19 protein-coding genes are annotated in these 17766 nt (G+C 70.2%); 11 read left to right on the plus strand and 8 right to left on the minus strand.

All coding sequences use genetic code 11. From position 1 onward, the window contains the following. Positions 1-127: 127 nt before the first annotated feature. Positions 128-859 carry an alpha/beta hydrolase gene (locus AB0J42_RS03385; RefSeq protein ID WP_364288305.1) on the minus strand — a complete coding sequence of 244 codons (732 nt, stop codon included), beginning with the start codon at positions 857-859 and terminating at the stop codon, positions 128-130. 27 nt (positions 860-886) lie between these two features. Here AB0J42_RS03385 and AB0J42_RS03390 point away from each other — a divergent pair, with 27 nt between their 5' ends. The 3 genes from AB0J42_RS03390 to AB0J42_RS03400 all read left to right on the plus strand — a co-directional run bounded on the left by AB0J42_RS03390 (position 887) and on the right by AB0J42_RS03400 (position 4587). After that, entirely contained in the window at positions 887-1633 is a 747-nt protein-coding gene (locus AB0J42_RS03390) for a DUF4184 family protein (protein ID WP_364288308.1), read from the plus strand. Positions 1634-1755: 122 nt separating this feature from the next. Then, entirely contained in the window at positions 1756-3417 is a 1662-nt protein-coding gene (locus tag AB0J42_RS03395; RefSeq protein WP_364288311.1) for a metallophosphoesterase family protein, read from the plus strand. Positions 3418-3471: 54 nt separating this feature from the next. Continuing rightward, the gene (locus AB0J42_RS03400) at positions 3472-4587 is read left to right on the plus strand and encodes a hypothetical protein (RefSeq protein ID WP_364288314.1); all 1116 of its coding nucleotides are present in this window, start codon (positions 3472-3474) and stop codon (positions 4585-4587) included. Here the strand turns inward: AB0J42_RS03400 and AB0J42_RS03405 are convergent. The 3 genes from AB0J42_RS03405 to AB0J42_RS03415 form a co-directional block, all read right to left on the minus strand. Further along, positions 4554-5711 (minus strand): pyridoxal phosphate-dependent aminotransferase, encoded by a 1158-nt coding sequence (locus tag AB0J42_RS03405; RefSeq protein ID WP_364288317.1) that lies wholly within the window; start codon positions 5709-5711, stop codon positions 4554-4556. The genes AB0J42_RS03400 and AB0J42_RS03405 overlap by 34 nt on opposite strands. 381 nt (positions 5712-6092) lie before the next feature. Continuing rightward, entirely contained in the window at positions 6093-6398 is a 306-nt protein-coding gene (locus tag AB0J42_RS03410) for a hypothetical protein (RefSeq protein WP_364288320.1), read from the minus strand. 47 nt (positions 6399-6445) lie between these two features. After that, a complete protein-coding gene (locus tag AB0J42_RS03415; RefSeq protein ID WP_364288323.1) occupies positions 6446-7282 on the minus strand; it encodes a PaaX family transcriptional regulator C-terminal domain-containing protein in 837 nt (278 codons plus the stop codon). A gap of 104 nt (positions 7283-7386) precedes the next feature. Here AB0J42_RS03415 and AB0J42_RS03420 point away from each other — a divergent pair, with 104 nt between their 5' ends. The 6 genes from AB0J42_RS03420 to AB0J42_RS03445 all read left to right on the plus strand — a co-directional run bounded on the left by AB0J42_RS03420 (position 7387) and on the right by AB0J42_RS03445 (position 13132). Next, positions 7387-8304 (plus strand): SDR family NAD(P)-dependent oxidoreductase, encoded by a 918-nt coding sequence (locus AB0J42_RS03420; RefSeq protein ID WP_364288326.1) that lies wholly within the window; start codon positions 7387-7389, stop codon positions 8302-8304. 10 nt (positions 8305-8314) lie between these two features. Then, positions 8315-9199: an amidohydrolase family protein gene (locus AB0J42_RS03425; RefSeq protein WP_364288329.1), complete on the plus strand. Its 885-nt coding sequence runs from the start codon at positions 8315-8317 to the stop codon at positions 9197-9199. Further along, positions 9196-9651, plus strand: coding sequence for a MaoC family dehydratase (locus AB0J42_RS03430; protein ID WP_364288332.1), 456 nt, complete (start codon positions 9196-9198; stop codon positions 9649-9651). The genes AB0J42_RS03425 and AB0J42_RS03430 overlap by 4 nt, the downstream gene beginning before the upstream one ends. Before the next feature lie 102 nt (positions 9652-9753). Beyond that, positions 9754-11073, plus strand: a complete 1320-nt coding sequence (locus AB0J42_RS03435; protein WP_364288335.1) for an MFS transporter — start codon at positions 9754-9756, stop codon at positions 11071-11073. 12 nt (positions 11074-11085) lie between these two features. Continuing rightward, positions 11086-12618 (plus strand): long-chain fatty acid--CoA ligase, encoded by a 1533-nt coding sequence (locus AB0J42_RS03440; protein ID WP_364288338.1) that lies wholly within the window; start codon positions 11086-11088, stop codon positions 12616-12618. A gap of 55 nt (positions 12619-12673) precedes the next feature. Further along, the gene (locus tag AB0J42_RS03445; RefSeq protein ID WP_364288341.1) at positions 12674-13132 is read left to right on the plus strand and encodes an RICIN domain-containing protein; all 459 of its coding nucleotides are present in this window, start codon (positions 12674-12676) and stop codon (positions 13130-13132) included. A gap of 91 nt (positions 13133-13223) precedes the next feature. Here the strand turns inward: AB0J42_RS03445 and AB0J42_RS03450 are convergent, their stop codons facing one another. After that, a complete protein-coding gene (locus AB0J42_RS03450) occupies positions 13224-13787 on the minus strand; it encodes a TetR/AcrR family transcriptional regulator (protein WP_364288344.1) in 564 nt (187 codons plus the stop codon). 128 nt (positions 13788-13915) lie between these two features. On the opposite strand from AB0J42_RS03450, the gene AB0J42_RS03455 reads away from it, so the two are divergent. Then, the gene (locus AB0J42_RS03455; RefSeq protein WP_364288347.1) at positions 13916-14641 is read left to right on the plus strand and encodes an SDR family oxidoreductase; all 726 of its coding nucleotides are present in this window, start codon (positions 13916-13918) and stop codon (positions 14639-14641) included. A gap of 31 nt (positions 14642-14672) precedes the next feature. Then, complete coding sequence (locus AB0J42_RS03460) at positions 14673-15737, plus strand: aldo/keto reductase (protein ID WP_364288350.1); 1065 nt, start codon at positions 14673-14675, stop codon at positions 15735-15737. Positions 15738-15890: 153 nt separating this feature from the next. Here AB0J42_RS03460 and AB0J42_RS03465 read toward each other — a convergent pair whose 3' ends face one another. From AB0J42_RS03465 to AB0J42_RS03475, 3 genes are all read right to left on the minus strand, one after another. Next, the gene (locus AB0J42_RS03465; protein WP_364288353.1) at positions 15891-16112 is read right to left on the minus strand and encodes a hypothetical protein; all 222 of its coding nucleotides are present in this window, start codon (positions 16110-16112) and stop codon (positions 15891-15893) included. After that, entirely contained in the window at positions 16109-16561 is a 453-nt protein-coding gene (locus AB0J42_RS03470) for a hypothetical protein (protein WP_364288356.1), read from the minus strand. The genes AB0J42_RS03465 and AB0J42_RS03470 overlap by 4 nt, the downstream gene beginning before the upstream one ends. 309 nt (positions 16562-16870) lie before the next feature. Further along, positions 16871-17755, minus strand: coding sequence for an MFS transporter (locus tag AB0J42_RS03475; protein ID WP_364288359.1), 885 nt, complete (start codon positions 17753-17755; stop codon positions 16871-16873). Positions 17756-17766: the final 11 nt, after the last annotated feature.

The following is a 17766-nucleotide window of genomic DNA, read 5'->3' on the forward strand; positions in this document are numbered from 1 at the left end:
TCGCCCGGCCGTGACCCCGGAGGGGAGCACCCACGTCGATACTGCGTTCACGGGGTACCACCTCCTCGGTTTCCGGCACGGCCTTCGGAAAAGTAACAGCGGCCGCCGCCGCCCGCCAACGGGTTTTTCACACCCTCTCGGCCAGGGTCAGGGCCAGCAGGTCCGGGCGCTGCAGGGGTATGCCGTGGCCGCACCCCGGGACGGTGGTCAGCTCACTGCCCGGGAGGGCGTCGTGGATGCGGCGCGCGGAGTCGCGCATCAGCGGGCGCTCGCGCTCGCCCACCATCACCAGCGCCGGGTTCTTGAAATCGGCCCAGCCGGCAGGGAGGGTGAAGCGGATGTTCTCGCCGACGCTGGCCACCAGGGTCTCCCGGGTGGTGCCGGCGCTGTCGCGCAGGTAGGCGGTCAGGAGCTCGTCCGGGACGAACAGCTGCTTGGCCTGGAGCTTGGCGAACCAACGCTGCCGCGCCAGCGGTGCGGTGGCGGCGAGGAGCCCGAGGGTCAGCTGGGGGAACGGCATGGGCTTGGCCTGCGCGCTGACGACGACGGCGTCCGTCACGAGCTCGGGCCGGGTCGCCGCGAGGAGGATCGTGAGCTGCGCTCCTAACGAGAACCCGGCGACGAGCGCGCCCTGCGGCGCGCGCTCCTCCAGGACCTCGGCCACCTTCCGGGCGGTCTCCTCGTGTGAGCGGTACGGTTCGGCGGCGCTGCGGCCGTGACCGGGAAGGTCGGGGACGATCACTCGGGCGCTGTCTTCGAGCCGCTCCAGCGTCGGGCGCCACATCCATCCCGCGACCCCGCCGCCGTGCAGCAGCAGGATGGGTGGAGCGTCCGCGTTACCGGCCTCATGGACGTACATGACCTTCATCCTTGCCGATAATGGCGGGTGCCGTTCACTCTGAGCCATGTTGTGGCGATCTTGCCGGTGCGGCGGTGGTTACCGCCGTCGGCGCTGGTCACCGGGGCTGTGGTGCCTGACGCGCCCTACTATCTGCCGCTGCCGTTCTCGTCGGCGAGCACGCACGCGTGGTGGGGGCCGCTGCTGTGCGTGCCGACCGGCGTGGTGCTGCTGGTGCTGTTCCACCTGGTGCTGCGGGCGCCGCTGGCCGCGCTGGCTCCGGCCGGGCTGCGGGCCCGGCTGCCGGACGCGGTGCGGCCGCCGCCGGTGGCCGTGGTGGCCGCGTTGCTCGCCGGGATGGCCACTCACCTGGTCTGGGACGCCTTCACGCAGGTCGGGGGGTTCGCGGTGGCGCACTGGCAGGTGTTGCGGGAGCCGGTCGTCGGGGCTCACCGCGTGTTCAACGTGCTGATGTACGTGAGCTCGGCGGGTGGCCTGCTGATCCTGGGCGGCTGGCTGCTGTGGTGGTACCGGCGGGCGCCGGTTGATGCCGGGAGGCCGTCAAGCCCGGGGTGGGTGCGGGGCGCGGTGCTCGCCGCGGCGGCGGTGTCCGTGACCGTCGGCGGTGTCGCCGGGGCGCTCTCGGAACGGGCCGCGGTGAGCGACTACGACCTGGTGCGCTGCGTGATCCTGGGCGGCGCGGACGGGGCGGCTCTGGTCCTCGCCTGCTACGTGCTCGTCTGGCACGGCTGGAAACTCGCCACACGTGATCAGACGGGGATCGCACACCCATGATCACTCGTTCACCTGGCGGTCAGCCGGGGGTCGTCGCCGCGTCAACCGATCATGGATGAATGTGGGCGCCCGGCCGTGTGAACCAGGGCCGGTCCCCGTCCCTTTCCAGGAGTGACCCCCACGTGAGTGCAGCACCACGGTCAAGGAAGCAGACGACGCTGGCCGTCGCCGGCGTCGCCGCGCTGCTCGCCGGCAGCCTCGCCTTCGCGCCGGCCGCCATCGGCTACGCGGCTCCCCCCAAGCATCCCGCCGCCGAGGTCCACAGGCCCTCGCCCGTGCCCGACCGGATCATCCTCACCCCCACCACCACCCCCTCCTCCAGCCAGAAGGTGACCTGGCGGGCCGAGGCCGACGCCGAGTTCGCCCAGGCCGAGATCCTCGAAGCGCCCCGGGCCCTGGGCGCGGTGGCCCCGGCCCCCGGCGCGGTCACCAAGGTCAAGGCGGTGTCCAGCACGCCGGTCAACACCACGCTCGGGTACGCCTCGACGTACCACACCGTGGAGTTCACCGGCCTCAAGCCCGCCACCCGCTACACCTACCGGGTAGGCGACGGCACCAACTGGAGCGAGTGGAACGACTTCACCACCGCCGCCGCCGACCTCCAGCCGTTCTCCTTCATCTACTACGGCGACGCGCAGAACCACCTCGACTCGGCCGTGCCGCGCGTCTTCCGCCAGGCCTTCGCCGAGCGCCCGCAGGCCAAGCTGATCGTCAATGCCGGCGACCTCATCGACTCCGCCAACAGCGAGGAGCAGTGGGGCCAGTGGTACAAGGCGTCCGGTTTCATCGACAGCCAGGTCAACAACCTCTCCATCCCCGGCAACCACGAGTACAGCGGCGGCCTGTCGGCCTTCTGGCGCCCCCAGTTCCCGTATCCGGACAACGGCCCCGGCAACCCCGAACTCCGGCAGACCGTCTACTACGTGGACTATCAGGGTGTACGGTTCATCGGCCTGGACTCCAACCACCAGGGCAACGCCACGCTGATGGCCGCCCAGACGAGCTGGCTGGAGGGCGTCCTCAAGGACAACCCGAACAAGTGGACCGTGGCGACCTTCCACCACCCCGTCTACTCCACCACCGGCACGCGTGACAACCCGCGGGTGCGCGACCAGTGGGGCCCGCTGCTGGAGAAGTACGGCGTGGACCTGGTCCTCCAGGGCCACGACCACTCCTACGGCCGCGGCAACCTGGCCGAGGCCCGCAAGTCCACCACCGTGCACAACGGCGTCGCCTACGTGGTGTCGGTCTCCGGCGGCAAGATGTACGGGCTCAACAACGGGCAGAACTGGACCGGCAACGGCGCCGAGGTCGTCAGCAGCAGCCAGAACACCCAGCTCTACCAGCTGATCGACGTCGAGGCCGACCAGATCAGGTTCGAGGCCCGCTACGCCAACGGCGAGCACCATGACGGCTTCGTCATCCGTAAGAACGCGGCGGGGGAGCGCACGGTCAACGAACTGCGCACCCCGGAGAACACCGTCGGCGAGCAGGTCTCCGTCGACAAGACCACGGTCGAGCGGCGCGGACAGCTGACCGCCACCGCGTACGGCTACGACCCCGACGAGCAGGTCACCGTCTATCTGCGCCCGGCCACCGAGCAGAAGCACGGGCGTCCCGGCGGCGACGGCATCCGGGTCGGCGAGGTGCGCGCCGACGAGCTCGGCCGGGTGAGCCACACCTTCCGGCTCCCGGCGCCGGTGAAGAAGGACAGCACCTACGTGGTCTATCTGTCCAGCGCCAACCAGAAGATCACCAGCCCGGTGATCACCGTCACCAAGTAGGCGGCGTGGTACGGGCACGGCGGCGTGCCCGTACCACCTCTCACTGGAGTTCCCGTGCTTTTCCGGTTCTGTGCGCTGGCCCTGGCCGCCGCGCTGCTGCTGCCCGCGGCGCCCGCCTCCGCCCATCCGTTCGGACCCCCTTCCACGGCGCTGATCAGCGCCGACGGATCCCGCGTCGCCCTCTCCTGGCGGGCCGCCGAAGACGACTGGGTCGCCCTCGGGCAGTCGCTGGGCGCGTTCGAGGATCCCGCCGCGGGCCCCGTCTCCACCGAGCTCACCGGCGAGCAGAAACTCGGCCGCTCACCCGCCGTCCGCGACTACCTGCTGGGACGCATCGCCCTGTCGCAGCACGGCAGGCCCTGCCCCGGCCGGATCGCGCCGCTGGAGAACCTGCTGGCCGAGGGCGCCCGCCTCACCTTCGACTGCCCGGCCCCGGTGACCGAGGTCGAGGTCACGCTGAAGACGCTGACCGACCTCAACACCGCGTACCGTACGGTCCTGACCGCGGAGACCCCGGCCGTCCCCGCGCAGGCCCTGTTCACGGCGGCGAAGAGCACCCAGCGGCTGCGCTTCACCGAGCCGGCGGCCGGCCCGCCCGCGACGGCGCTCCCGATCGCCGGCGCGGCGCTCGGCGGTCTGTCCGTGCTGGTGCTCGCCACCGTCTGGGTCGGCGTCAGCGGCGCGGGCGGGTACGCGACGGAGACGGTGACGGCCTGGATGCAGGTGGGCGTGGGAGTCGTGGTGATCGCGGTCGGCGTCCACCTGACCTGGCGGCACCTACGCGGCCGAAGCGCCGTCGGCCACGGGCATGGGCACGGGCATGGGCATGGACACGGCCATCACGGTGATGTCGATCCGTGGTCGCGGCGCGGCCTGGTGGCGCTCGCCCTGGCGGGCGGGCTGCTGCCGTCGCCCTCGGCGTTCCTGGTGCTCGTGAGCGGCCTGCTGACCGGGCGGTCGGGTGGCGCGGTCATCCTGGTGCTGGCCTTCGGCACCGGCATGGCGGTCACCCTGACCGGCGTCGGCGTCGCCACGATCAGCGGGTACGGCCTGCTGACCGGCCGCCCGCGGATGGCCGCGCTCACCGCCCGGATGCCCCTGCTGGCGGGCCTGGCGGTGTCGGCGGGAGGAGTGGTCTACCTGGTGGCGGCCGCCGGGGCGCTGGCCTGAGCGCGCAGCCACCGGGCGAAGGCATCCAGCCCGGCTTCGGGGTGGGCGCGGCCGACGCCGATGCGGAACCGGTCGGCGGGCGTGGGGGTGAGGTCGGAGCGGTAGATGCTCGCGGGCAGCAGCAGCACCCCGGCCTCCCGCACCAGGCGGGCGCAGAACTCCTCCACGCCCTCGGGGCCGAGGTAGCGCGGGTAGGCGACGCAGCCGCCGTCCGGGTGCCGCCACTCGAAGAGATCGGCGAACTCGGCGAAGAACGCGTCGAAGTGCGGCAGGTTGGCCGCGATGAGCGCCCGGTTGCGCGCCAGGATCGTGTCGCGGGCCTTGAGCGCGATGCGGGCCAGGACCTCGCTGGGCGCGGAGTTGCAGATGGTGGTGTAGTGCTTGGCCCGCTCCAGCCTGGACAGCAGCTCCCGGTCGCGGCAGGCGATCCAGCCGATCCGCAGGCCCGGCAGGCCGAGCGCCTTGGAGGTGACGTTCAGCGACAGGGCGCGCTCGGACAGGTCGGCGGCCTGCGGCAGCGTCCGGGCGGGGTCGAGCTCCAGGCCGCGGTAGACCTCGTCGCTGAACAGGTGGATCCCGCGTTCGTCGCACAGCCGCGCCAGCTCGGTGAAGGCGGCGGCGCCGATGACCTTGCCGGTGGGGTTGTTGGGGAAGTTCACCGACACGACCCGGGTGTTGGGGCGGATCGCCGCCTTCACCTGGTCGAGGTCCAGGTCCCAGTCCCGGGCGGGGTCGAGGGCGACACCGGTGACCTCGCACAGCGCCAGCGGCACGGTCTCGGCCGCCTGGTAGTTCGGCGTGATCACGACCGCGTGGTCACCGGCATCCAGCAGGACGTTCATCGCCAGGTACAGCGCCTCCTCGGCGCCCGCGAAGCAGATGACGTCGGCGGCGTCCGCCCGCTCGTACGTCCGCGCGATCACCTCGCGCAGGGCCGGGTCGCCGAAGGTCTCGGTGTAGCCCAGGGACAGGTTCTCGAACGCGGCGCGGTCCTCGTCGTCGGCCAGCGCGAGCAGTTCGCCGAGGGTCATGGTCTGGGCGTCGGAGGCGGTCATGTGGTGCCGGGCGGTGAACTCCCAGCGGGAGAAGTACGTTTCGAGCCGGAAGTCGGGCAGCCTGGTCATGGGGTCGGGTCCTTCGCGCTCGGTAACGAACTATTCAAGATCACAATTGAGTGTCGCACGACCGGGCGATCTTGACGGGCGGACGTCCATGAGTCGTGATGGGAACGTATGTTCGCATCCGATCAGGAGGTTTTCGTGCGTCATCCCAAGATTCGCCGATTAGCCGCTCACTGCGGCGCGGTCGGCCTGATCACCGGCCTGCTCGCCGTCACGGCCCCCGCCGCCTCGGCGGCCGGCACCACGACCGACCTCGGGGTCACCGCCAATTCCTACAGCGGAGACGTGGCCGTGGGCGGCGGCCGGGTGTTCGTCGCCGCCGACGACCGGATCATCGTAGCCGACACCGAGGGACAGCTCACCGGCGGCGTCGTCACCGGCCTGTCAGGCGTCCGCGAGCTGGCCCTGAGCGCGGACGACACCCGCCTGTACGCGGCGCTGACCGGCTCGGACGAAGTGGCCGAGATCGACACCGCGAGCCTCGCCGTCACCCGGCGGATCGACCTGTCGGCCCACCCGTGCCCGTCCACCCTGGCGCTGCTGGGCGAGCGGCTGTGGGTGGGGCACGGGTGCGCCGACGGCAGCGGCCCGGGCGGCGTCGTCGGCCTGGACCTGAGCGTGGCCGCACCGGCGCCGGTCGCGGTCGGGGGAGGCCACGGCCGGGGCGGCCAGGGCCACCCACCAGATCATGGTCGAATGTCCCATCGGCCGTGCCCGATCGCGGGCACGGCCCTTCGTCACACGGGAAGCAGGTCCAAGACGGCGGCGGCCTGCTCGGCGGCGGGTTGTTCGTACTTCCGCGCGAGCACCTGGAAGAGCTGCTCGGCCCGGATGGCCGGCCAGTCGTGGGGCAGGTGCTCGGCCGGGAGATGGGGGTCCTGGCGGACGAGCTGCAGCCAGTCGGTGTGGAGCAGCAGTTGCCGGGCGAGGTCGTCCGGCGCGCTGGGGAGCGGCTGGGGGACGTCCCACTGGGCGAGGAACGCGCGGTAGCGCCGGGCGATCCGCTCCAGGTCGAAGGCCTTCCTGACCAGGTCGGCGGTCTCGGTGGGCTTGAACGCGCCGGCGGTCAGCACGGTGACGTGGTCGCCCAGCTCCAGCGAGGTGATGATGTCGGTGACGTCCTTCTTGCCGGGCGCGATCCAGAGCCCGTTCTGCAGCAGGCCGAAGCCGTTCCAGATCAGCTGGGAGCGCAGGTCGTTCCGGGTGCTGCGGCGGGTGTCGGGGAGCGAGAACCCGACGAGGGTCCAGGTGCCGTCCCAGTCGCGGTTCACCGCGCCGGTCTCCCACACGCGCCTGCGCCCGTCCTTCAGGACCTCCGTGGCGTACGGGGCGAGGCCGAAGTACACCTTCCGCCCCTGCCGATGCCGGATCAGGAGGTTGCGCTTCACCATGCGCGCGAGCGTCGACCGTACCGCCTCCTCGGAGACGTGGAGCCGGGCGAACACGTCGATGACGCTGCCCGAGTAGACCGCCACGTCGCGGTCGAGCACGTAGATGCCGAGGAAGCTGAACACGAGGGACTGCGGGCGCGGGGAGTGCGCGGTCAGGTCGTCTTCATCGCCGCCGAGGGTCACAGTCAAAGGGTAGACCGTTCTTGATATCCGGCAAAACTTTGACGGCAGTCACATTAGTGCCATACATTCGGCGGTGTCACGCTTCGCAGCGAAAGGTGAAGTGCATGGAACTGTCGGGGAAGGTCGCTGTCGTCACGGGCGCGGGCCGGGGCCTCGGGCGCGCCTACGCCGAGGCGCTGGCGGCGGCCGGCGCGGCGGTCATCGTGAACGACGTGGACGGCAACGCGGCGGCCGCGGTCGCCGACGGGATCATCGCGGCGGGAGGCAGGGCTGTAGCCGTCGCCGCCCCGGTCGGCTCCGCCGAGACCGCCGATCGGCTGGTCGGCACGGCCGTCAAGGAGTTCGGCCGGCTGGACGTGATGGTCACGAACGCGGGCATCCTGCGGGACCGGGTCCTGTGGAAGATGTCCGACGAGGACTTCGACGCGGTGATCGACGTGCACCTGCGGGGCACGTTCACCTGCGCCCGGGCCGCGGCGGTGCGGATGCGCGAGCAGGGGACCGGCGGCCGGCTGATCCTCGTCTCCTCGCCCGCCGGCCAGCGCGGCAACTTCGGCCAGACCAACTACGCCGCCGCCAAGGCGGGCATCGTCGCGATGGCCCGCACCTGGGCGATGGAGCTGGCCAGGGCGAACATCACGGTGAACGCGATCGTCCCGGTGGCGGCCACCGAGATGACCAAGACGATCCCGGTCTTCGCCCCGATCATCGAGGAGTCAGAGCGGACCGGGCAGCCGCTGCCCCAGTGGCTGCGCAGGGACGAGGGCCTGGGCACGGTCGAGGACGTAGCGCCGCTCGTCGTCTACCTCGCCTCCGACGCCTCCGCGGAGGTGACCGGCCAGGCCATCGGCATCGGCGGCGACCGGCTGGCGCTCTGGTCCCACCCCAGCGAGAAGGCCGTGGCCTTCGCGAACGGCGGCTGGACGGCCGAGACCATCGCCGGCTCGTGGCAGACGGGCGTCGGCGCCGAACCCGAGACGTACGGGGTGCCCGCGCCCAAGGTCCCCGACGAGAAGAGCTGAGGTGCCGGGCATGAACGTCGGCGACCTGGTCGCGATCGACGTGCACACGCACGCCGAGGTCTCCGCCGCCGGGCACGCCTCGCTGAGCGCGGAGCTGTTCGGCGCCTCGGAGAAGTACTTCAAGGCGCACCCGAGGCCGACCATCCCCGAGATGGCCGCCTACTACCGGGAACGCAAGATGGCCGCGGTGGTGTTCACCGTCGACGCCGAGCACGCCACCGGCCACCCGCGCATCTCGAACGAGGAGGTGGCCGAGAGCTGCGCCGAGCACCCCGACGTGCTGATCCCGTTCGCCAGCGTCGACCCGTGGAAGGGCCGGGCGGGCGTCCGGGAGGCGCGCCGGCTCGTCGAGGAGTACGGGGTGCGCGGCTTCAAGTTCCACCCCAGCATCCAGGGCTTCGCGCCCGACGACCGCATGGCCTACCCCCTCTACGAGGCGATCCAGGAACTGGGCGCGATCGCCCTGTTCCACACGGGCCAGACGGGCATCGGCGCGGGCGTCCCGGGCGGGGGCGGGATCCGGCTGAAGTACTCCAACCCCATGCTGGTGGACGACGTCGCCGTGGACTTCCCCGATCTGAGGATCGTGCTGGCCCACCCGTCGTTCCCCTGGCAGGACGAGGCGCTGGCCGTCGCCACCCACAAGCCCCACGTCTACATCGACCTGTCCGGATGGTCGCCGAAGTACTTCCCGCCGCAGCTCGTCCGGTACGCGAACTCGCTGCTGAAGGAGAAGGTGCTCTTCGGATCCGACTACCCGGTGATCACCCCGGACCGCTGGCTCGCCGACTTCGACAAGCTCGAGATCAAGCCGGAGGTCCGCCCCAAGATCCTCAAGGAGAACGCCGCGCGCCTGCTCGGGCTGGCCGCGCAGGAAGGGACGACGCAGTCATGACCACGACGGTGCACGGACTCGACGAGATCAAGGCGCTCGCCGGCAAGGACCTCGGCCGCAGCGCGTGGCTGGAGGTCACCCAGGAACGGGTGAACACCTTCGCCGATGCCACCGACGACCACCAGTGGATCCACGTCGATCCCGTACGGGCGAAGGACGGGCCGTTCGGCGGCACGATCGCGCACGGCTACCTGACCCTCTCCCTGGTCATCCCGTTCTTCACCGAGCTGCTCGACATCCAGGGCGTCTCGATGAGCATCAACTACGGTCTGGAGAAGGTCCGCTTCCCCAGTCCCGTCAAGGTCGGCTCCAAGATTCGCCTCGCGGCCTCCGTGGTGTCGGTGGAGGACGTCCCCGGCGGTGTCCAGATGCTGCTCGACTTCACCGTGGAGATCGAGGGCTCCGCCAAGCCCGCCTGCGTAGCGCGTGTTATCTACCGTCATTACGCCTGACGCCGATATTCGGCAAAGTATTGACCTCCGTTACAGAAGTGCCTAACCTCCGGGGCAAGCAAGCGAGACTTCCCAGCTCGCTCCCGGATGAGGAGCTCGGTCATGTCAGTCACACCCCCCAACCGGATCCAACTCCGCCGCGCGGTCGCCTCCAGCTTCCTGGGCAGCGTCATCGAGTACTACGACTTCCTGCTCTACGCCACCGCCGCGGCAGTCGTCTTCAACAAGGTCTTCTTCTCCAACCTCAGCCCGCTCACCGCGACGGTCGCCAGCTTCGGCACCTTCGCCACGGGCTACCTGGCCAGACCCCTCGGCGGAGTGATCTTCGGACACTTCGGCGACCGGCTGGGCCGCAAGCGCATGCTGGTGCTGAGCATGACCCTGATGGGTGTCGCCAGCTTCCTCATCGGCCTGCTCCCCACGTACGCGCAGATCGGCGCCCTCGCGCCCATCGCCCTCGTCATCCTGCGGATGCTGCAGGGCGTCGCGGTCGGCGGTGAGTGGGGCGGGGCCGTACTGATGTCCGCCGAGCACGCCACCAGCCGCCGCGGGCTGTGGGCGAGCTTCACCAACGCCGGAGCTCCCTTCGGCATGGTGCTGTCCACCGCGGCGCTCGGCGGCACGGCCGCCATACTGGGCGAGGAGGCGTTCCTCAGCTGGGGCTGGCGGGTGCCGTTCCTGATCAGCGTCGTGCTGCTGGCGATCGGCCTGTTCGTCCGGCTGCGGGTCGAGGAGACCCCGGTCTTCAAGGCCGCCGCCGCCGACGCCGACCGCGACTCCCGGGCGCCGCTGCTGGACGTGCTCCGCCACCACCCGAAGACCCTCCTGCTCGGGGTGGGCGTCGGCCTCTCCGCCTTCGTCGCCCAGGGCACGCTGACCACCTACCTCGTCGCCTACGGCGTGCGGGCCGGCTTCTCCCGCCCCGACGTGCTGAACGGTCTGACGCTCTCCTCGGCGCTGGCCGTCGTGAGCATCGTCGGCTGGTCGGCGCTGTCGGACCGGGTCGGACGCCGCCCGGTCGTGATGACCGGCGCCCTGCTCATGGCCGTGTTCGCCTTCGTCCTCTTCCCGATGGTGGACACCGGCAGCGTCGTCGTCCTCACCATCGCGCTCGTGCTCGGCCAGGCGGTCTTCCACCCCTTGATGTACGGTCCACTCGCGGCGCTCTACACCGAGGTCTTCGCCACGAAGAGCCGCTACACCGGAGCCTCGCTGGGCTACCAGCTCGCCGGGCTCGGCGCCGGTCTGGCCCCGCTGCTGTTCGCCCAGGTCGACGCGTCCACCGGCGGCGGCGGCACGATGATGATCTCGGTGATCGTCGCCGCCTGCTGCCTGCTGACGGTGATCTGTCTCCTGGCGCTGGGCGAGACCAGCCGCCGGGACCTGGTCGAGGCCGCTCCGGCCGAGAAGTCTTCTGCCTGATAGGAGTCGCCGATGCGTAACGCCGGACTGGGCGGCTGGCCGGCCCGCCGGGCCCAGATGAGCCCGGACCGTACCGCCTTCGTCTTCGACGGCCGGGAGGTCACGTACGCCGGGGTGCACGAGCGGACGACGCGGCTCGCGTCGAGTCTGCGCGGCACCGGGGTGCGATCCGGGGACCGGGTCGCCTACCTCGGCCCCAACCACGTGGCCTTCGTCGAGACCATGTTCGCCACCCACCAGCTCGGCGGGATCTTCGTCCCGCTGAACTTCCGGCTGACCGCATCAGAGATCGCCTACATGCTGGAGGACTCCGGCGCGTCCGTCCTCGTCTACGCGCCGGAGTGCGCCACGGTCGTGCGCGACCTCCCGGCTCTGCCGGGCTTGCGCACGGTCGTGGCGCTGGAGTCGCCGGCGCCGGGGGAGCGGGAGTACGAGACCTTCCGGTCGGAAGGCGACACCACCCCGATCGACACCCCCGTCGCCCTCGACGACATCGCTCTCATCCTCTACACCTCGGGCACGACCGGGCGTCCCAAGGGGGCGATGCTCAGTCACGCCAACCTGGTGTGGAACTGCTTCAACCTGATGGCCGGCGTCGACGTGACGAGCACCGAGGTGACGCTGATCAGCGCGCCGCTCTTCCACGTCGCGGCCCTGAACCAGACGCTGCTGCCGACCTTCCTCAAGGGCGGCACCTCGCTGATCATGCCGTCCTGGGACGTCGAGTCCTGCTACGACCTCATCGAGAAGCACGGCGTCACCTTCATGTTCGGGGTCACCGCCATGTTCGCCGCCTTCGCGCACTCGCCGCGGTGGGCCGACGCCGACCTGTCCTCGCTGCGGACGCTGATGTCAGGGGGAGCGGCGATCCCGGTCTCCCTGATCCGCACGTACCAGCAGCGGGGCCTGGTCTTCTGCCAGGGCTACGGCATGACCGAGACCTCGCCGGGCGCCACCTTCCTCGAAGCCGGGGAGAGCGTGCGCAAGGTGGGCTCGGCCGGGGTGCCGGTCTTCTTCGCCAACGTCCGCGTGGTCCGCCCCGACGGCACCGACGCCGACGTCGGCGAGCCGGGCGAAGTCTGCATCCAGGGCCCCAACGTCACCCCCGGCTACTGGCGCAACCCGGACGCGACCACCGCCGCCCTGACCGAAGGCGGCTGGTTCCACTCCGGCGACATCGCCACCCTCGACGACGAGGGACACCTCTATATCGTCGACCGCCTGAAGGACATGTTCATCTCCGGCGGGGAGAACGTCTACCCGGCGGAGGTGGAGGGTGTGCTGTTCGAGCATCCGGCCGTGGCGGAGGCCGCCGTGGTCGGGGTGCCCGACGAGAAATGGGGCGAGGTCGGCCGCGCCTTCATCGTCCCCCGCGACGGTGTCGCCCTCACCGGGGCGGACCTGGCGGACTTCCTCCGCTCCCGGCTCGCCAAGTACAAGATCCCCGTCTACTTCGACATCGTGGACGCCCTGCCTCGAACCGGCTCCGGAAAAATCCGCAAACCAGAACTGCGAACCCGCCCCCTGCCCGCTGACCCGCGCTAGATCCAGATCAGTCATCGTCACCGTGCGATCAAGATCCGTGGCATAGAGTAATGTCATGCGCAAGCGAACGTTGCCGCTGACCCCCGTCCTGACCTCGGCGGCACTGCTGGCCGTCGGGCTGCCGACGACCGCGACGGCGCACGACGTGGAGCTGGGAAGCGGGACGAGTGACACGGCCATCAGCATCTTCCGCAACCGTGCCACCAAAAGGTGCCTGGAGGACAGCGGGGCCGGGCTCCGCGCGCACCCCTGCAACGGGCTGAACTTCCAGCAGTGGCAGGTCACCGTGGACCGCACTCTGCGGAACGTGAACACCGGACGCTGCCTCGACGACGGCGACGCCGGTCTGCGCGCCCTCCCCTGCGACGGGCTGGACTCCCAGAAGTGGAACGTCACCCGCCGCTCCGACGGTGTCGTGCTGGCCAACCACCAGACCAAGCGGTGCGTCGAGGACAGCGGCCTCGGTCTTCGCTCGTACGCCTGCGACGGGCTGAGCTTCCAGCGCTGGTACTGACCCGGACGGCTCAGCTCTTCCGATCCCACTGCAGGGTCATGGTCCTGAGCATAGAGATCAATCTCAGCGCGGATGGTCGTCCTCGACCTGTCTAGCGCGACCTCAGTCCGTCGACGACGATGGTGAGCATGCGGTCGAGCCGGGCGCGCTGCTCGGGCGCACCGGCCACGGAGAGCACGCTGGCGAGGATGCTGCCGACGTCGACGGGATCGATGTCGCCGCGCAGTTCTCCTGTCTTGGTGCCGGCCTCGAGCAGCATCCCCAGGATTCGCTGGACCTCATCGCAGACCGGTCCGGTGCCGAAGCGTCCAGAAGCGCTCATGGCGACCAGGGCTTCGCAGATGCCGCGTCGTTCGCTCGTCCACTCGGCGAAGCGGTGCATCCAGGTGTGCAGAGCCTGTGCGGGCGGCTGGGTTTCCAGGAGGGCTCGCGCGTCATCGCGCAGCGGGCGGATCTGGTCGCGGTAGACCTCTTCGACCAGGTCCTCCCGGGTGGGGAAGTGCCGGTAGAGGGTGCCGCTTCCCACGCCCGCGCGCTTGGCGATCGCGTCGAGCGAGATCGCCTGTCCGGAGGCGAATGCCTCGGCGGCCGTGGCGAGCAGGTGCTCTCTGTTGCGCTGGGCATCGGCGCGCAGGGTGCTTCGTCGAGGTGTCATGGCCTTCGCGTTCGTGAGTGTCGGGGGGCGAATCGGGGACGTCTCCGTTTAGTGTACAGTGGGCGCAAGCGGGGACCTCTCCGCTTATCAGTGGCATCCGCCCCTGCCCGCTCTACGAAAGGCTCATCATGCCTGCAGCGCTCATCACCGGCGGCACGACCGGAATCGGCAGAGCGACAGCCGAACTCCTGCACGCCCGCGGCTACCAGGTCGCCGTCACCGGACAGAACCCCGATTCCCTCGCCCGAGCAGCGCGCGAGCTTCCCGACGACGTACTCGTCGTCCGATCCGACGCACGCGTCCTGGCCGACACCGACGCTCTCGTGGCGACGGTCTCCGAACGTTTCGGCTCTCTCGACCTGCTGTTCCTCAACGCCGGGATCTTCCGCCCCGAACCGGTCGCCGGCGTGACGGAGGAGTCGTTCGACGAACAGGTCGACGTCAACTTCAAGGGCCAGTACTTCACCCTCCAGAAGGCCCTTCCGCTCATGAACGACGGCGGATCGATCGTCATCACCGTAGGCATCGGAACCCGTCGCGGCAGCCCCGGCGCCACGCTGGGGGCGGCGACGCGCGGCGCCCTGCTGGCGATGCTGCCCTCGCTCGCGCTCGAACTGGCTCCGCGCAGGATCCGCGTCAACGCCGTGAGCCCCGGGGCGACCGAGACCCCGCTGTTCGACAAGCTGGGAGTTCCCCAGAGCGGCCGGGACGCCATGCGCACGAGGATCCCGTTCGAGCGCTTCGGATCCGGCCAGGAAATCGCGGAAGTCGTCGCCTTCCTCGCCTCGGACGCCGCCGGCTACGTCACCGGCCAGGACGTCGTCGTGGCCGGCGGCTACGGGCTCGGCGCCTGACCCTCACGAACCACACCTACAGGAGAACACGATGCCACTCACCCTCGACACCTACCGGCAACTGGGGCGTTCCGGCCTGCGGGTCTCGCCGCTCGCGCTCGGGACGGCCACCTTCGGCAACGACTGGGGCTGGGGCGCGGAGAAGGACGAGGCGCGGAGGTTGTTCGACCTCTACGTCGAGCGGGGCGGAAACTTCTTCGACACAGCGGTGACCTACACCAACGGCACGTCGGAGCGCATGCTCGGGGAATTCGCCCGGGACAGACGAGACAGCCTGGTCCTGGCCACGAAGTACACGACCCTGCGCCGGCCCGACGACCCCAACTCCGGCGGTGCGAGCCGAAAGAGCCTCTTCGGGGCGGTCGAAACCAGCCTGCGCCAGTTGAACACCGACTACATCGACCTGCTCTACCTGCACGTGTGGGACGACACCACACCCGTGGAGGAGATCCTCCGCGGTCTCGACGACCTGGTCCGCCAGGGCAAAGTCCTCTACGTGGCCATCTCCAACACCCCGGCCTGGCAGATCTCACGCATGCAGACGATCGCCGACCTGCGAGGCTGGTCGCCGCTGGTGGCGCTGCAGCTGGAGTACAACCTGGTGGAGCGTACCGGGGAACGTGACCTCATCCCCATGGCGCAGGAACTGGGACTGGGAACAGTCCTGTGGTCGCCGCTGGCGGGAGGGGTGCTCACCGGCAAGTACAGCCGCCAGGACCTGACCACGCCGCCGTCCGACCAGAACGGAAGCGCCCGCAAGAGTTTCAACCTGGCCCTCGGCGGAGTGACCGAGCGCAACCTCGCCATCGCGGACGTGGTCAAGGAGGTCGCCGACGAACTGGGACGCACGCCGGCCCAGGTGGCGCTCGCCTGGACCCTGCAGAACCCGGGGGTGACAGCGCCGATCATCGGAGCTCGAACCGCCGGGCAACTGAAGGAGAACCTGGGAGCTCTGGAAGTCGAACTCACCCCGTCCCAGGTGGCTCGCCTGGACGAGGTCAGCGCGATCGACCTCGGATTCCCCCACGCCATGCTCGCGAGCGACCACATCCGCGTCCAGACCCGCGGCGACCTGAAGATCCAGGCCCGCCGCTAGCGATCGAGCAGAGCGCCACCACGTCTTTCCGGCGCACCGCGTACTGCATGATCCAGCCGCGTCTTGTCCCGCGCAGACCGGCGGCACGCTGCCTGGATGGGGGGGGTGAACGGCGCCTCGGCTTCCGCGCCGTCGTGACGAGTCCCTTGCGTCTCAGCTGTCCTGGCCGGCGGGGATGAAGTTCGCGTACTCCTCGATGCGGGTGATCAGGCCGGCGTCGTCGAAGCGGAAGTAAACCGCGGCGTGTACCTCGCCGCGCATGCCGTTCTTGGTGGCCACGTGCACGACGTGCTGCTGGAGGACTTCACCGGGCTGGGAGAGCTGGCGCGTGATGTCGTAGCGCATCGATTCGATGGTGTGGATCTGCCCCTTCATCCCTCGATGTTCTGCTCGCCCTCACCGTCGTTGTGCCAGACGGTCGCGGTGTCGAAGTCGACCGGCAAGGTGCTGCCGGGTTCCAGCAGGGGCAGCACGAGCCGGCGGCCGATCGCGGGTGTCTCGTTGCCGTTGGTCTCGTCGGTGAACACCACCAGGCGCCGGCCGGGGAAGTCCTGGAGGACGGCCAGCACGTACTCGGTGCCGTTGACAATCACCACCAGGTCGACGCCGCGAACACGGCCCGGGAAGGCATCGCCAACGCCGTCGAGGTGGCCGTCGGCACAGGCTCGCACGCGCAGAGCCTGGTCCACGCCGCCCAGCAGTCCTTCGTCGACGGCCGGCAGTAGGCGATGTGGGCCGGCGTCGCCGTCATGGGCGCTCTGTTCGTCTACATCTCCCTGCGCGGCCCCCGCGACGGCCGCCGCCGAGACCACTGAGCCCGTCACCGTCCGATGACCGCGTACGAGGTGAGGGACGGTGACCGCCGTCCATGGCCGGGTGTTGGGCACCCCGACCTCGCGGTTCCCAACACCCGGCCCCGACGTCAGAGGTCGGGCACGACGGACAGCCTCACCTGAGAAACCGTAAGGCGAGCCGGTCGAGGACTCGTCGCCGCTCTACGGGCGGGGCCCCAGCGGATCGGGTGCACCCGGGCCAAGTCAGGCGGAAGCCCGGACGTAGGAACCGGAGGTCAGCTCGCCGAGCAGGTTCGGCGACGTGGGTTTCAGCCGAGCAGTCGCCACGCCTTGGCGGAGTCAGGCGAGCTCCTCCGCGGCTGTGGGAGCCGGCCGGTTCTTCATGGTCAGGGCCAAGAGGATCGCGCCGGCGGTGAATACGGCTGCGACGGTGAAGGCCGCGGTGACTCCCTCGGTGAGGACCTGGTGGGCCGGTCCATGCGAAGCGCGCGTGGCTACGCCGAACACCGTGACGAGGATGGCCAGCCCCAGCGCACCACCGATCTGCTGCATGACGTTGAGCAGGCCCGAGGCGGCACCGGCGTCCTCGGCCCGAATCCCGGAGGACAACACGGTGGTGGCTCCCACCATCACGGCGCCCATGCCAAGACCGGCGATCATCAGGGGGCCGAGCAGCGCCGTGGCGTAGTCGGCCTGGGGCGTCAGCCGCGTCATCCACAGCAGAGCCAGGCTGATCACCCCAGCTCCGACGGCGATCAGCGTCTTGGCGCCCAGGCGCGGCAGCAGCCGGGCCGCCGCACCGGAGGACGCCAGGATCACGAGGGCCAGCGGTACGAAGGCGAATCCCGCCTGCAGCGGGCTGTACTCGCGGACCTGCTGCAGGAACTGGGTGAGGAAGAAGAACATGCCGTTGCCCGCGGCCAGGACGAACACCAGCGCGACGTAGCCGCCGGCGCGGTCGCGGTCAGCGAACAGCCGCAGCGGGACGATCGGCTGCCCGGCACGGGACTCGACGGCCACGAACAAGACCAGCATGATGGCGGCCACGCCGAGCGCGCCGAGCGTGACCACGTCACCGAAGCCCTGCTCGGCGGCGCTGACGAAGCCGTAGACGAGCGCGGTCATGCCAAGCGTCGAGGTCAGCGAACCCGCCAGATCGAAGCGGCTCGGGTGGCGATCGGTCTCGGTGATGAACAGCGGTGCCAGGATCAGAACAGCACCCACCGCCAGGAGAT

The organism is Nonomuraea sp. NPDC049649 (assembly GCF_040675175.1).
Taxonomy (GTDB): domain Bacteria; phylum Actinomycetota; class Actinomycetes; order Streptosporangiales; family Streptosporangiaceae; genus Nonomuraea.

Coding starts and splice junctions, on each gene's coding strand:
- AB0J42_RS03385 (WP_364288305.1), bottom strand. CDS start 859: ATGTACGTCCATGAGGCCGGTAACGCGGACGCTCCACCCATCCTGCTG.
- AB0J42_RS03405 (WP_364288317.1), bottom strand. CDS start 5,711: ATGACCAGGCTGCCCGACTTCCGGCTCGAAACGTACTTCTCCCGCTGG.
- AB0J42_RS03410 (WP_364288320.1), bottom strand. CDS start 6,398: ATGATCTGGTGGGTGGCCCTGGCCGCCCCGGCCGTGGCCTCCCCCGAC.
- AB0J42_RS03420 (WP_364288326.1), top strand. CDS start 7,387: ATGGAACTGTCGGGGAAGGTCGCTGTCGTCACGGGCGCGGGCCGGGGC.
- AB0J42_RS03425 (WP_364288329.1), top strand. CDS start 8,315: ATGAACGTCGGCGACCTGGTCGCGATCGACGTGCACACGCACGCCGAG.
- AB0J42_RS03430 (WP_364288332.1), top strand. CDS start 9,196: ATGACCACGACGGTGCACGGACTCGACGAGATCAAGGCGCTCGCCGGC.
- AB0J42_RS03435 (WP_364288335.1), top strand. CDS start 9,754: ATGTCAGTCACACCCCCCAACCGGATCCAACTCCGCCGCGCGGTCGCC.
- AB0J42_RS03440 (WP_364288338.1), top strand. CDS start 11,086: ATGCGTAACGCCGGACTGGGCGGCTGGCCGGCCCGCCGGGCCCAGATG.
- AB0J42_RS03445 (WP_364288341.1), top strand. CDS start 12,674: ATGCGCAAGCGAACGTTGCCGCTGACCCCCGTCCTGACCTCGGCGGCA.
- AB0J42_RS03450 (WP_364288344.1), bottom strand. CDS start 13,787: ATGACACCTCGACGAAGCACCCTGCGCGCCGATGCCCAGCGCAACAGA.
- AB0J42_RS03455 (WP_364288347.1), top strand. CDS start 13,916: ATGCCTGCAGCGCTCATCACCGGCGGCACGACCGGAATCGGCAGAGCG.
- AB0J42_RS03460 (WP_364288350.1), top strand. CDS start 14,673: ATGCCACTCACCCTCGACACCTACCGGCAACTGGGGCGTTCCGGCCTG.
- AB0J42_RS03465 (WP_364288353.1), bottom strand. CDS start 16,112: ATGAAGGGGCAGATCCACACCATCGAATCGATGCGCTACGACATCACG.